The 12,785-nt window shown below is 38.8% G+C and carries 12 protein-coding genes; 5 read left to right on the top strand and 7 right to left on the bottom strand.

The features are described 5' to 3' along the window. Positions 1-467: 467 nt before the first annotated feature. The 5 genes from HMPREF9073_RS01375 to HMPREF9073_RS01355 all read right to left on the bottom strand — a co-directional run bounded on the left by HMPREF9073_RS01375 (position 468) and on the right by HMPREF9073_RS01355 (position 4,632). Positions 468-785 carry a DUF4298 domain-containing protein gene (locus HMPREF9073_RS01375; protein WP_009412184.1) on the bottom strand — a complete coding sequence of 106 codons (318 nt, stop codon included), beginning with the start codon at positions 783-785 and terminating at the stop codon, positions 468-470. Positions 786-960: 175 nt separating this feature from the next. After that, positions 961-1,368, bottom strand: a complete 408-nt coding sequence (locus HMPREF9073_RS01370; protein WP_009412183.1) for a hypothetical protein — start codon at positions 1,366-1,368, stop codon at positions 961-963. A 5-nt stretch (positions 1,369-1,373) separates the two neighbouring features. Beyond that, on the bottom strand, positions 1,374-2,222 hold the full coding sequence (locus HMPREF9073_RS15205; protein WP_009412182.1) for an NADAR family protein: 849 nt from the start codon (positions 2,220-2,222) through the stop codon (positions 1,374-1,376). After that, the gene (locus tag HMPREF9073_RS01360) at positions 2,219-3,802 is read right to left on the bottom strand and encodes a DUF6138 family protein (RefSeq protein WP_009412181.1); all 1,584 of its coding nucleotides are present in this window, start codon (positions 3,800-3,802) and stop codon (positions 2,219-2,221) included. Before HMPREF9073_RS01360 ends, HMPREF9073_RS15205 begins: the two co-directional genes overlap by 4 nt. Before the next feature lie 5 nt (positions 3,803-3,807). Beyond that, on the bottom strand, positions 3,808-4,632 hold the full coding sequence (locus HMPREF9073_RS01355) for an NADAR family protein (RefSeq protein WP_009412180.1): 825 nt from the start codon (positions 4,630-4,632) through the stop codon (positions 3,808-3,810). Between the two features lie 156 nt (positions 4,633-4,788). Between HMPREF9073_RS01355 and HMPREF9073_RS01350 the strand changes: the two genes are divergently transcribed. From HMPREF9073_RS01350 to cysK, 5 genes are all read left to right on the top strand, one after another. Continuing rightward, entirely contained in the window at positions 4,789-5,148 is a 360-nt protein-coding gene (locus HMPREF9073_RS01350) for a YraN family protein (protein ID WP_002681532.1), read from the top strand. An 88-nt stretch (positions 5,149-5,236) separates the two neighbouring features. Next, positions 5,237-5,899: a hypothetical protein gene (locus HMPREF9073_RS01345; RefSeq protein ID WP_009412179.1), complete on the top strand. Its 663-nt coding sequence runs from the start codon at positions 5,237-5,239 to the stop codon at positions 5,897-5,899. A gap of 6 nt (positions 5,900-5,905) precedes the next feature. After that, positions 5,906-7,408 carry a glutamate--tRNA ligase gene (gltX, locus tag HMPREF9073_RS01340; protein ID WP_009412178.1) on the top strand — a complete coding sequence of 501 codons (1,503 nt, stop codon included), beginning with the start codon at positions 5,906-5,908 and terminating at the stop codon, positions 7,406-7,408. Positions 7,409-7,653: 245 nt separating this feature from the next. Further along, a complete protein-coding gene (locus tag HMPREF9073_RS01335) occupies positions 7,654-8,496 on the top strand; it encodes a serine O-acetyltransferase (protein WP_009412177.1) in 843 nt (280 codons plus the stop codon). Between the two features lie 41 nt (positions 8,497-8,537). Continuing rightward, positions 8,538-9,446, top strand: coding sequence for a cysteine synthase A (gene cysK, locus HMPREF9073_RS01330; RefSeq protein WP_009412176.1), 909 nt, complete (start codon positions 8,538-8,540; stop codon positions 9,444-9,446). A gap of 119 nt (positions 9,447-9,565) precedes the next feature. Here the strand turns inward: cysK and HMPREF9073_RS01325 are convergent, their stop codons facing one another. Next, positions 9,566-11,167, bottom strand: coding sequence for a DUF4139 domain-containing protein (locus HMPREF9073_RS01325; protein WP_009412175.1), 1,602 nt, complete (start codon positions 11,165-11,167; stop codon positions 9,566-9,568). After that, on the bottom strand, positions 11,168-12,742 hold the full coding sequence (locus tag HMPREF9073_RS01320) for a flotillin family protein (RefSeq protein WP_009412174.1): 1,575 nt from the start codon (positions 12,740-12,742) through the stop codon (positions 11,168-11,170). It lies immediately after the preceding gene. Between the last annotated feature and the right edge of the window lie 43 nt (positions 12,743-12,785).

The following is a 12,785-nucleotide window of genomic DNA, read 5'->3' as shown; positions in this document are numbered from 1 at the left end:
AAATCAATATTCTGTTATATCGAACTGACGTTAAATAATATAATCTGAGGTGTCTTTAGCAAAAATATCTATATCCATAGGAAATTATTATTAGTGGTGCAAATTTATAAATATTTTTTACACTAACATGTTTTTGATAATAAATACAATATAACCTCGATAAGAAAAGACATTATCAGGTATAAATAAAGCATATTCTAACTATGGATGGGTATATATATCGTATTCGCCACAATTTTCTAAGATACCTCCGTACATACGAAAGTAGCTGGTCTTATCTTTCATTATATTTCTATGATTGTATATACTTTCTTTGTTTTTAAGAGCAAAAGTTTGTCCGTTTACTTGTAGTTTGAAGAATAATATCCCTTTTTCCCTAGTACTAAGATGAGATATGGAATCGCCCCCGATAGTAGAACCTCTATGACTACCCCTTTCTTCTACTTTAAAATGTTTAAGTCTTGAAATTACTCATTCCACTTTCTAGCATTGATGCTATCCAATAGTGGTTGGAAACCGTCAGCAAGGTCGAATTGAGTGCCTATGGCATCAAAAATAGCATCTTGGGTGAGTACCCATTGTGGTATCTCATCTGGAATTTTACCGTCGTTGCTATCGAAATAGTCTTCTCGCCATTGAGGGCTGTCGTAATACGCTTCCAAAGCCTCATACTCGGGTTGTATGGCTTTCCATTCTTCTAAAAGAGTTTCAGCTTTGCTAAGGATACCCTCCAATCGCAAGAGGATATCGTTCATTTTTTTGATGTTTTCGTATCGTTCATTCATTTTAATATTATTTTTAGCTATATTCTACTTCAAACTTATTATTTCTATATCACAGAAAGGCTATTTAAAAAGTCTCAGAATCGTATTTGTATCGCTACACTTTGCCAAAGTTTTTAGACTTTGGCAAAGTTAAAGCTAAAAAGGACTCATTTTCTTATTAAACTCATATTAAAGACTAAATTTCAGGAAAAATAATCTCTTTAGGAATGAAACTATAGTCTTCTTTATTGATAACTTGAACCTCTTTTAAGTAATTTTCTTTAGAAAACTTAAAACAATAAGGTTTGCCCCTCAAAAAATCCCATTGAACAATAGCTTCTGAATGTGTTACCTTAATTGTTGCCCATCCTCCATCGTCTGCAACACCACAAGCACAAGTAAACAATAGATATTCACCACTTTGTAAGCTACTTTTGTATAATTCAGTGGGGACTATCAGTATATCTTCAAAATCAGGATAAGTAGCTATATCCTCATCGTCAATGAAAAGCTGTAGATAACTACAATTTTCAAAACGGATACTATCGCGAATAAGGTATTCATCTTCTTTTAGTGTAACTACATTGATTTTGAGTCTATTCATTTCTTTTATTTTAACAAATCTACATTCTGATATACCTTTCTTATCTCGTCTCTTACTTCCATTAGCGCAAAGCCCAAGAGGTTTTTGCCACGCCACGAGGCGATGTTATGTGCTTTCTCGTTGTCCTTGCCTAAGCCTATCCCCCAAATGGTATCCATCGGACTTGCTTCTACCAGTACCTTATCGCCTGTAGAGAGCAAAAAGTCCATCATTTCCTTATTCTGAGTGAATTTGTAGTAATTCCCATTCAGCACGATGCTGTATTTGGCTTTGTCCCACACCTGAGGGTCAAAGTTGCGCACTTTTCTTCCCAAGGCTTTCATCAGTTTAGGGTCGGAGGTGTTCATTATCTCCTTTTCTACTTCCTCATCTTCAAAAATGCGTGCTTTGGCAACCATCATCCATTGCTCGGCACATTGGTGTTTTTCGGCATTTATTTTAAAAGGAGAAAGTTGCCATTGCGAAAAACAGGATTCGTTCACCACCTCAGTATTTGGTTTCCAAAAGAAAAGAAATTTTAGTTTTTGGGGCAAATTAATAAAAGTCTTTATAGAATATTTTGGCACTCCTTTAGGTTGCCAATAAGGAAACCAATTGAAATAATAATCGTCTTTTTCGCCCGCTATTACTTGTTCTTTAGTTAGATGAGGTTGCCAGTTGTTGAGATGCCAAAAACAAGGGTAAGGAAATAACTCTTGGTATTCTTTTAGCTGTTCAGGCGAAAGCGTTTTGCACCAATCTCGCCACTCGTGCAGATAGGTTTCACCATAACCCATACGCCAACCCATAGTAAACTCTGAAAGCTCTGGAAACTTAATCCAAGGTGGGGTCTTAAGTTCAAATGTAGATTTCATTTTTTCTTCTCCCAATTTTTGCCATATACGGCATAATACATCGCCTCTTGATAGTAATCCTCTTTGTCTTTCAAAAAGTTGTTGAGGAGTACTTTGTTTTCAGGATTTTTCATCGCCTCTGTGAGAGACTTGAATATCACATCATCTTGTGAAGAAATCACTCCCTCATATATCGTAGGCAAGGTCTCTACGTTAAACCCATACTGCTCTATTAGCACACTCACAAAGTTTTTGTGTACCATCTGGTGCTCATCATCTACTAACTTAAAGTATTCTATAACCAAAGGAAAATACTTTTTGCTGGCGAGTCCCAAGCCAAATACAGCATAGCTTCCTGGCATACAGCTCTTCTCCCCTTCTTCCACATCGGTATACCATTCAAACTCTTTCATCGCTACCTTTGCATATTTCTCTAATTTAGGATGTAAGGTTTCATATTGCAATGCCTGTGCAAAAAAGCGATGAGTGCTTGATTTTGCAAGACCTTTTATATCCAAAAAGTATTTAGGGGCTTTAGAACTCAGCTTGATTTGATAACTATGTGAGAAACCTGCTTTAAGCAGCGCAATGATAAAATCCAATGCTTTGCCATAAGCCTCAGCAGTCTCTTGCTTGATTTTAAGGCTAATAGTAGCAAAAACATCATTGGCATCAGCTTCCAAGTCGCTATCTTTGTAATGAATGAGGTTATCGGGTAGCTCGCCCGTACCTTTCTTAAGATATTGCTTGGCTTTCTCCGAGCCCAGTTCATTGGCTGCTCGCTCCAAGTCTTCACAAGCAAACTTTACATCCCAACTGTATTGTTTGTATTTAATTTTCCAAAGAGCCTGCTGTACAAATAATTTTAATTTCTCCGCATCAACCTTTTCAGGGGCAATTTCTACCTTCAGAATGTATTCTTTATCCCATTTTTCATTTCCTTTCACTTGGTAATAAAGTGGCATGAACATCGCCTTTTTCCACTTTCCTGCTTGATGAATCAATGAACTTCGATACTTTTTAAGAAAGTCTCTATTCTGCATAGCCTCTATACTTTCCATATACTTTTCAGCTACTGTTATGATTTGACTTTCAGTATATTGATTAAGATTAGTGTCGAATAGCTTGTCTAAAAAAGTAATCCATTCATGTTCTATAATCTTCCTACTATGGTCAATAGTGGTTTCCTGCACATACCTATCAAAGCGCTGTTTGAGTTCTGCTTTGCGAGGCTCGTTCACCAAATAGAACTCCTTATTAGCGTGCCTAAAATTTAGTATTGTTGTCAGTTGGTATTCAAATTTTCCCAAATGTACTTCATCAAAGAACATTTCAGTGATTCTCTTTTCTACAATACTGAGAATTTCCTCTATCTCTTCTCTTGAGAGGCTTTCTATACCTTCTATTTTAGTAGTTACAGTGCCAAAACCATCTCTATCTAAAGAGACTTCTATTTTGTTATTACTTTGATTGACAATGATATAATCAGCTAATCCTTCATCGAGATACCACTTTTGATAAGGAGGTTTCACTATGTATTTACCAAATCCTTTTTCTATACCTTCTAGGATTTTTTCAGCGTATTTTTCTGTTGTATTCATTTCTTTTATTTTAACAAATGTACATTCTGATATACCTTTCTAATCTCATCTCTCACTTCCATTAGCGCAAAGCCCAAGAGGTTCTTACCGCGCCACATAGCTACATTCTTCGCTTTCTCATTGTCTTTGCCAAAGCCTATTCCCCAAATGGTATCCATCGGACTTGCTTCTACCAGTACCTTATCGCCTGTAGAGAGCAAAAAGTCCATCATTTCCTTATTCTGAGTGAATTTGTAGTAATTCCCATTCAGCACGATGCTGTATTTGGCTTTGTCCCACACCTGAGGGTCAAAGTTGCGCACTTTCCTTCCCAAGGCTTTCATCAGTTTAGGGTCGGAAGTGTTCATTATTTCTTCCTCCACCTCTTCATCTCCAAACAAACGCGCTTTTTCTGCCATCATATACTGCTCAGCACAGTAATACTCATCACCATCTACAGAAAAAGGTGAGGGTTGCCATTGCGAAAAACAAGATTCATCTACTACCTCTGCATTGGGTTTCCAAAAGAAAACAAACTTGAGCTTCTTTGCCGAATTGATAAAGGTCGCTTTAGAATATTTATAAGCACCTTTGGGCTGCCAAACCGGAATTCCTTCGTAGTAATAATCTTCTTCATCATCTATATCTTGGTTATCATCTTCCCATCTGTTGTAATGCCAAAAACAAGGATACGGAAAAAGTGCTTGGTACTCTTTTTGTTGTGCTGGGGTAAGGGTCTCATACCAGTCCCAAAACTTGTATTTATAACCTTCACCATCGCCCATACGCCAGCCTATAGTAAATTCAGTATAAGCAGGGAACGCAATCCACTGCGGTGCCATATAATCCATAACTAAAATATTAAGTATTAACTATTAACAATGGGGCAAAAATAACAATAATTAGTCAATTAGCCAATTTTCTAATTAGCAAATTTGCTCATTTACTAATTAGTTGCTACTTTTGCCTCTCCTAAACCCTAACACCTGAAACCTAACACCTAAACTATGGCAGCACATAATGATTTTGGAAAAGAAGGCGAGCAAGATGCTGTAAACTTCCTTATAGAAAATGGTCATACTATTTTAGAACGCAATTTTAGATTCGGTCACGCCGAGATTGATATAATTTCTCGAAAGGACAATATTTTGCACATTGTAGAGGTAAAAACTCGTAATTCAAGTGCTTATGGCGAACCCGAATCGTTTGTGAACCAACAAAAAATCGACCTTTTAGTAAGAGCAACCAACTACTATCTGGAAAAAACTGACTTAGATTTAGAGGTACAGTTTGATATCATTTCAATTGTAAAAAACAATGTTGAGTTTACTATCAACTATATTGAGGATGCTTTTTACCCATTCTAAAAATGTTAAATAAATATAATTTTTTGCCCTATATTGTTATAGAATTATTTTTTTTAGTACTTTTGTAACAAATTTAAGCCTCAGCAAAATGAAAACAGTAGCCTCAGCCGTTGAACAATACATCAAATCAAAACCTTTTTTGCAAACTGCCCTCTCTCAAGGGATTATCAACCTCACGTCGCTCGCAAGGGTGATTCGCAAAGATATACAAAGCGAAACTACCACACGCGAAGTGCGTAATGGGGCTATAGTAATGGCTCTCAAACGATTATCAGTAGATATGGAATTCCGCTCTACGCATCGTATCGTAAAAATATTGAAGAATATAGGCGATATTATCGTGCGCTCCAATCTTACCGATTATACTTTCTTGCTATCGGATACTTTTATGAACAATCAAGCTGAATTGCTTCAAAAAATTCGAAACAACAAAGATGCATTCTACGCAGCTACTCGTGGAGTAAACGAAACCAACCTCATTGTAAGTAGTACAATGGAGGAAATTGTAGAAGATATTTTTAAAAAAGAACGACTGTTGCACAAATTCACTAATTTGGGGGCTATCAGTGTGAAATTACCAGAAGAAAACATCTCAGTACCAGGTATTTATTATTTCATCTTCCAACGATTAGCGTGGGAAGGTGTGAGTATGAACGAGGTGATTTCTACCGCCAATGAATTTACTATCGTAATCCCCGAATACCACGTGGATATTGCTTTTAAAGTGATTAAAGATTTAAAATTATTATAAAAATAAATGGTTAGAGTTAGATTTGCTCCAAGTCCTACAGGAGCATTGCATATTGGAGGCGTGCGTACCGCCTTATTCAATTATTTATTCGCCAAAAAACACGGTGGCGACTTCTTACTTCGCATTGAAGATACCGACCAAAATCGCTATGTACCAGGCGCTGAGCAGTACATCATCAACTCACTAAACTGGTTAGGGCTTACATACGACGAGGGGGTAGGCAAAGAGGGCAAACACGCTCCCTACCGCCAAAGTGAACGCAAGCCGCTCTACAAGCAATACGCCGATGCTCTTATTGAGAATGGTTGGGCGTATTACGCTTTCGATACCGCCGAGGCATTGGATAACGCGCGCAAAGAGGCTGAAGCCAAAGGGGATACCTTTATATACAACTGGGCGACACGCGATACTTTGCAAAACTCTCTATCGCTGAGTACTGAAGAAGTACAACAACGCCTACAACGCGGTGATGAGTACGTAATTCGCTTCAAAATGCTCCACAACGAACAGTTGAAAATGAACGATATGATTCGTGGGGAAGTAACTATCGACACGAGTACCTTAGACGACAAAGTGCTCTTCAAAAGTGACGGAATGCCTACTTACCACTTAGCAAACATCGTAGACGACCACCTAATGGAAATTACTCACGTAATACGCGGTGAAGAATGGTTGCCTTCTATGGCTTTGCACCTAATGCTCTACCGCGCTTTTGGTTGGCAAGCTCCTGCTTTTGCTCATTTGCCTCTTATCCTCAAACCTGTGGGGAATGGCAAACTCAGCAAACGCGATGGTATCAAACTCGGTTTTCCTGTCTTCCCAATGGATTGGACAGAGAATGGCGAAACGCTAAAAGGATTTAGTGGAGAAGGTTATTTTCCTGAAGCTCTTATCAACTTTTTAGCACTTTTAGGGTGGAATCCAGGGAATGATGAGGAGATTTTCTCAATGGAACAACTCATTCAACTATTTGATTTAGAAAAAGTACACAAGGCTGGAGCTCGCTTCGACCCTGAGAAAATCAAATGGTTCAACCACCAATATTTGCAAATGAAACCCAATGGTGAATTGGCTACCCTTTTCCAAAAAGACCTTACCGAAAGAGGTGTAACTGCCCCAATTACTACAGTAGAAAAAGTAGTTGGACTCATCAAAGAGCGTGCTTCCTTTGTAAGTGATTTCTGGGAACTCAGCAAATTCTTCTTTGAAGCACCTACCCAATACGACGAAAAGGCAATTAAAAAACAATGGAAAGAACAAACTCCTACCATTGTGAAAGAAGTAGCTGAAGTACTCCAAAATACTGCTAATTTTACTTCAATTGCCTTAGAAGAGGCGGTAAAGCAATATATGGAAACAAAGGGCTTAGGCTTTGGTCAAGTAATGCCTCCATTGCGCTTAGCATTAGTGGGTGAACTCAAAGGTCCTCACATATTTGATATTATAGAGGTTATAGGTAAAGAAGAAACACTACGCCGTTTGGACGCAATTCTTTCTGCTGAAAAATAAAAAAAATGAAATAATTTTTCACTTTTTATTTGGTAGTTAGAAAAATATTCTTACCTTTGCCCCATCAAATAGAACAATATTATATGACATTGTACACTTTAAACATAATGACGATGTGTTGCACACTCAATTTGAGCAGTGCAAGGCTCGTTATTTCTTAAAGATATGTCAGTTACTATATTTTAACAAACGAAATAACAACCCCCACTGCTTTATAAAGGTAGTGGGGGTATTTTTTTATAACGATGACAAAAATAAATTGTACTGAGAGTCTCATCAACGAACTCTATCACGAAAGTAAAAACATCAAGCACCACGTAAGCAAACAGCGTATTACACGCTTTGTAAACGACCTTTTTCAGTTCTTATTTCTTATTGACGAACGCACTTGCTTATCAAAAGTGAGTATAGAAGCGCGCTATGAGGAATTGCGTTGGGATTTTATCAATATTGTAGACGATTTTCTGCTAAACGAATCTCAAAAAGCAAAAACAACCGATTATTACGATTGCATTTTGCCTAATATCTATCAGCAATTGCGAGAAGATGCTCAGTATTTTATCGATAGCGACCCTGCAGCAACTTCTATCAGAGAGGTACAAATCACCTACCCTGGTTTCTTTGCTATTATGGTATATCGCATTGCTCACGAATTGTGGTTGCGCAAAGTACCTCTCTTGCCACGTATGCTCACTGAATACGCTCATAGCAAAACGGGTATCGACATTCACCCAGGGGCAAACATTGGAGTCCCTTTTATGATTGACCACGGTACAGGTATTGTAATTGGAGAAACTACAGTAATAGGCAACTACGTAAAAGTATATCAAGGAGTTACCTTGGGGGCTCTCTCAGTATCAGTAGATAAGGCTCATACCAAGCGCCACCCTACCATTCAGGATAATGTGGTGATATACTCTGGTGCTACAATTTTAGGTGGTGAAACCGTAATAGGACATGATAGTATCATCGGCGGGAATGTATGGCTCACCAATAGCATCGAACCTTTTACTAAGGTTTTCCACAAAAGTCAGATTATTGTAAAGGACAACGAAGTATATGAAGAACCGATTAATTTTGTTATCTAACTCCTAATTCCTAAACACGTAACTAATAAATAATTTATATAATGGCGTACAAAAATGTTTTAGAAGTCATCGGGCATACTCCCGAGGTGAAAATCAACAGATTGTTTGGCAATGATGCCAACGTGTTCATCAAATTAGAGCGCTTGAACCCTGGCGGTAGTATCAAAGACCGTATTGCGCTCGCTATGGTTGAAGATGCCGAAGCTAAAGGTATCCTCAAAAAAGATAGTGTAATTGTAGAGCCTACCTCTGGCAACACGGGAGTGGGCTTGGCATTAGTAGCGGCTGTAAAGGGCTATAAACTCATCGTGGTAATGCCTGAATCAATGAGTATTGAACGCCGCAAGTTGGTAGCCGCTTATGGTGCTGAAGTAGTACTCACGCCTAAAGAAAAAGGTACGGGGGGAGCTGTCGCTAAAGCTCTGGAAATAGCCGAAGGCAAACCTAACTATTGGGTACCTCAACAGTTTAAAAACCCTGCTAATCCTGATGTACACGAAAAAACAACTGCTCAGGAAATACTAAAATCTTTCCCCGAAAATTTTGACTATTTCGTAACAGGAGTAGGTACTGGCGGACATATCTCTGGAGTGTCAAAAGTGCTCAAACAACACTTCCCTAACCTCAAAACTGTAGCTGTAGAACCCGATCAATCGGCGGTATTGAGTGGTGGTGCTCCAGGTCCTCACGCCTTACAAGGATTGGGCACTGGCTTCATACCCGATAACTATAACCCTGCTGTAGTAGATGAAGTTATCCCTATCTCTAAAGAAGAAGCCTTTGATTACGCCCGCCGATTGGCTAAAGAAGAAGGTATCTTAGGTGGTATCTCTACAGGAGCTGCTTTAGCTGCTGTTGCTAAAGTACTCAAAAAAGACCCAAAAGCGCGTATCCTCACCGTAAATTACGACACAGGAGAACGCTATTGGTCAGTAGAAGGACTTTTTTAGTGAAAAGTGAAAAGCCCTAATAACTAAAAAGCAGTTGGATAAAATAAGTATCCAACTGCTTTTTTCGTAATTCGTATTTCGTAATTCGTATTTCGTAATTCGTATTTCGTAATTCGTAATTACAAATTCCCGATTACTTCATTTTTAGGGTATTTTACCTTATAACTAATGCGGAATTTTTTAGTTTCACCTGCTTTGAGGTTGGTATCCCAAGTGAGTATACCCGTTTCCTTATTCACTTCAGCTTTTGAGGCATCTAAGAGTTCTATTTGTATCTTATCATCAGTGGTAAGTGGATATTGATCTTTTAGTTTCAGGTCTATAGCCTCTTTTTTATTGTTCTTAACGGTAATTTCGTAGGTAAAAGTCTGCTCTTTATAGCTGGAAATAAACTTAGTTGCCGATTTGTCAGCTATTTTTTCGCGTTTTACACTTATCTTCTTATCATTACCCATAGTGAGTTGCATACTCTCTGAGGTTTGATTAGGGTCTATCAGTGTTTTGCCTACATACATATCTTCAAAAATCACATTTGCCTGACCAATAAGCAGGTTATACTGAGAATAATCGTCAACCGAAGCTACTAAATACACCCCATTATCTATGCGCGGTGCAGTGTAATACTCATATTTAGCTTTGATTTTAAGCTCTTTGAGTGATACACTGTGCTCTTTGTTGTTAGAGAGTATATCATAAGGCGTAGTAATCTCAAACGAGGTATTGAGTTGATTTTCGTTTAGATTTGTATAATCGGAAATAGTAGCTTCTTCTTGTATCTGTTCTACCACTGCATCTTTTTTGACTGCTCCTGAACGATAGGCATTAGCTCTCACGTAGTCGTAGTCGCGATCATATCGTCTGCCAAAATAGAGATACCACGCTTTTAGTAGCGTAAACTGATTATTCTGATTAGGATTACCACTAGAAAGACTCAGTTTGATATGCTTCCAATCTACCCCAGTGTTTTGTCGCACTTGCGCCTTATACACCAAATTGATAGGTTGAGAGATATTGTCAGCACGCAGGTCATAAAAAGGCACCCACGACGCATTGGGGGTTATATAACTCACACTGAAATCAGCTTTAACAGGAGCATCAACCATTACTTGTAACACCAATTTGCCATCAGAAAGCGTTTCTTCTTTAGTAACTTCTCCTTTAAGACGTTGTTCCAAATTGTAACGAAGACTGCGCAATTTGTTTTGCTTATCAGTCATTGTATCTATTTTGTCGAGAGAAGTGGTCATCTTATCCTTTGAATAGTCGAGAAACTTAGCGTACTCAGCTACATTAAGTCCGGTACCACCTCCTAACACCGATTTGTTTTCTTTGATAAGCTCTACCACCTGCTTTTCAGCAGCAATTTGGTTGCTGAGTTTATCGATTTGAGAAGTCAGCAAGTCGATACTATCTTTCACTTGTTTCGATTTGGGCAAGAGGTTGTCACCATCAGTAGTATACTGAGTGGTAAATTGAGCCGAAAGTACCGTTACATTTTTAGGAGCTACAATGCGAAGCGTATTCTCATTCAGTCTATTAGCAACGTTTTTCACTACAATTTCATTCGTACCCTTGTTGAGGTTCGCACTAAAATAATGAGTAAGTTCAGCTGAATTGAAATATACTGTAGCTGCATCGAGTTTAGCATTAGCGAACTGCGCTTTTTGCGCTAACACAAAAGCTGAACTAAACAATAAAATATAGGTAATAAACTGTTTCATCTACGCATTATTCGTTTTTTGTTTCTCGTCATTCGTAATTCGTCCCTCGTCATTCGTAATTTGTTTCCCTTCTTTAGCCAAGTAAGTAGGAAGGTTCAATCCTGCCATATTGAAGAGGTCGTTGAGAGGTGGGACAGTTTTCATCATCCCCGATACGAAATTGGCAGTGGAGTTATTGCCATCTTCACCTTTGCCAGAATCCCATACTGTAATCTTATCGATTTTGATATTCTTAACAGCTTCCACTTGGGTTTTAACGAGTTCAGGCAACTTCTCGATAAGGAGCAATTGGAATGCTTTGGTAGGGTCGCCCCCTGCTGCACTAACCACATCTTTATAACCTTCAGCTTGTTTGGTAAGGATTTGGAAGAGACCTTTTGCTTCAGCTTCCATTTTAGCGTAAATAGCATCGGCTTCCCCTTTAGCTTTCTCGCGGAGGCGTTCAGCTTCAGCTTGTGCCTCGATAATAGCGCGTTGTTTGTCAATTTCAGCAGGGACAATGATATTTGCCACTTGGGTAGCACGTTCGCGTTCAGAACGAGCAGTTTCAGCTTTTTCTTCAGCTGAATAGGCTTCTTCTAAGGCTTTAGCTTGTTGTACTTTTTCAGCCGAAATAGCAATACGCAACGATTCGGCTTCTTTTTCACGGCGTAGCGCTTCAGAGTTAGCAATCGCAATTTTAGCCTCGTTTTCCCCTCTGATAGCCAAGGCATTGGCTTCTGAAATTTTGATACGACTATCGCGGTCGGCTTCTGCTTTACCGATAGACTCAAACTTCTTAGCTTCGGCAATCCCTACAGTTTCATCTTTCTTAGCCTCGGCGATGCTAATCTCTTTATCTTTTTGAGTGATAGCGATTTTCACATCTCTATCGCGGTGTGTTTCGGCTATTTGGGTATCTTTCTCACGGTCGGCAAGGGCTTTACCAGTTTCCCCTATTTTCTCTTGTTCAGCCACACTAATTTTTGCCTCGTTGATAGCTTTCGCAGCCGCTTCTTTACCAAGAGCTTCAATATAACCCGACTCGTCTTTGATATCGGTTACGTTTACGTTGATGAGTTTTAAACCTATTTTTTTGAGCTCACTATCTACGTTTTTAGAGATGTTTTCGAGGAACTTATCGCGGTCGGAATTGATTTCCTCAATAGTCATAGTAGCGATAACCAAACGCAACTGACCGAAAAGAATATCTTTTGCCAACTCTTGAATTTGCTCAGGTGAGAGCCCTAAGAGGCGTTCGGCAGCTGCATTCATATTCTCGTGTTCGGTAGAAATCGCAATCGTAAAACGACAAGGTACATCTACGCGAATATTCTGACGGCTCAACGCATTGGTAAGGTTTGCCTCGATAGAAAGCGGACGCAAATCTAAATAAGCATAATCCTGAATCACAGGCCATACAAAGGCGCCACCCCCGTGGATACATTTGGCAGATGAACCGCCGGTTTTACCGTAGATTACGAGAATTTTGTCGGACGGACAGCGTTTATAGCGCGCCACGAGCGATGAGATAGTAACGAAGAGGACAACCGCCAAAATAACGATAAGTCCAATTGGTGAAGTGAATGTTTCCATTAAAATATTGTTTTAAATTAAATAATTAACAAATGTTGCGACA

Origin of the sequence: Capnocytophaga sp. oral taxon 326 str. F0382, from assembly GCF_000318295.1 — a bacterium.
Lineage (GTDB): Bacteria > Bacteroidota > Bacteroidia > Flavobacteriales > Flavobacteriaceae > Capnocytophaga > Capnocytophaga periodontitidis.
Note: the sequence above shows the minus strand (reverse complement) of the source record. Positions and strands in the feature narration are given on the sequence as shown.

Excerpts from the sequence above, each read along its gene's own strand:
- HMPREF9073_RS01355 (WP_009412180.1), bottom strand. The coding sequence starts at position 4,632 with ATGGATTATATGGCACCGCAGTGGATTGCGTTCCCTGCTTATACTGAA.
- HMPREF9073_RS01345 (WP_009412179.1), top strand. The coding sequence starts at position 5,237 with ATGAAAACAGTAGCCTCAGCCGTTGAACAATACATCAAATCAAAACCT.
- HMPREF9073_RS15205 (WP_009412182.1), bottom strand. The coding sequence starts at position 2,222 with ATGAAATCTACATTTGAACTTAAGACCCCACCTTGGATTAAGTTTCCA.
- HMPREF9073_RS01325 (WP_009412175.1), bottom strand. The coding sequence starts at position 11,167 with ATGAAACAGTTTATTACCTATATTTTATTGTTTAGTTCAGCTTTTGTG.
- HMPREF9073_RS01375 (WP_009412184.1), bottom strand. The coding sequence starts at position 785 with ATGAATGAACGATACGAAAACATCAAAAAAATGAACGATATCCTCTTG.
- cysK (WP_009412176.1), top strand. The coding sequence starts at position 8,538 with ATGGCGTACAAAAATGTTTTAGAAGTCATCGGGCATACTCCCGAGGTG.
- HMPREF9073_RS01350 (WP_002681532.1), top strand. The coding sequence starts at position 4,789 with ATGGCAGCACATAATGATTTTGGAAAAGAAGGCGAGCAAGATGCTGTA.
- HMPREF9073_RS01320 (WP_009412174.1), bottom strand. The coding sequence starts at position 12,742 with ATGGAAACATTCACTTCACCAATTGGACTTATCGTTATTTTGGCGGTT.
- HMPREF9073_RS01360 (WP_009412181.1), bottom strand. The coding sequence starts at position 3,802 with ATGAATACAACAGAAAAATACGCTGAAAAAATCCTAGAAGGTATAGAA.
- HMPREF9073_RS01335 (WP_009412177.1), top strand. The coding sequence starts at position 7,654 with ATGACAAAAATAAATTGTACTGAGAGTCTCATCAACGAACTCTATCAC.
- gltX (WP_009412178.1), top strand. The coding sequence starts at position 5,906 with ATGGTTAGAGTTAGATTTGCTCCAAGTCCTACAGGAGCATTGCATATT.
- HMPREF9073_RS01370 (WP_009412183.1), bottom strand. The coding sequence starts at position 1,368 with ATGAATAGACTCAAAATCAATGTAGTTACACTAAAAGAAGATGAATAC.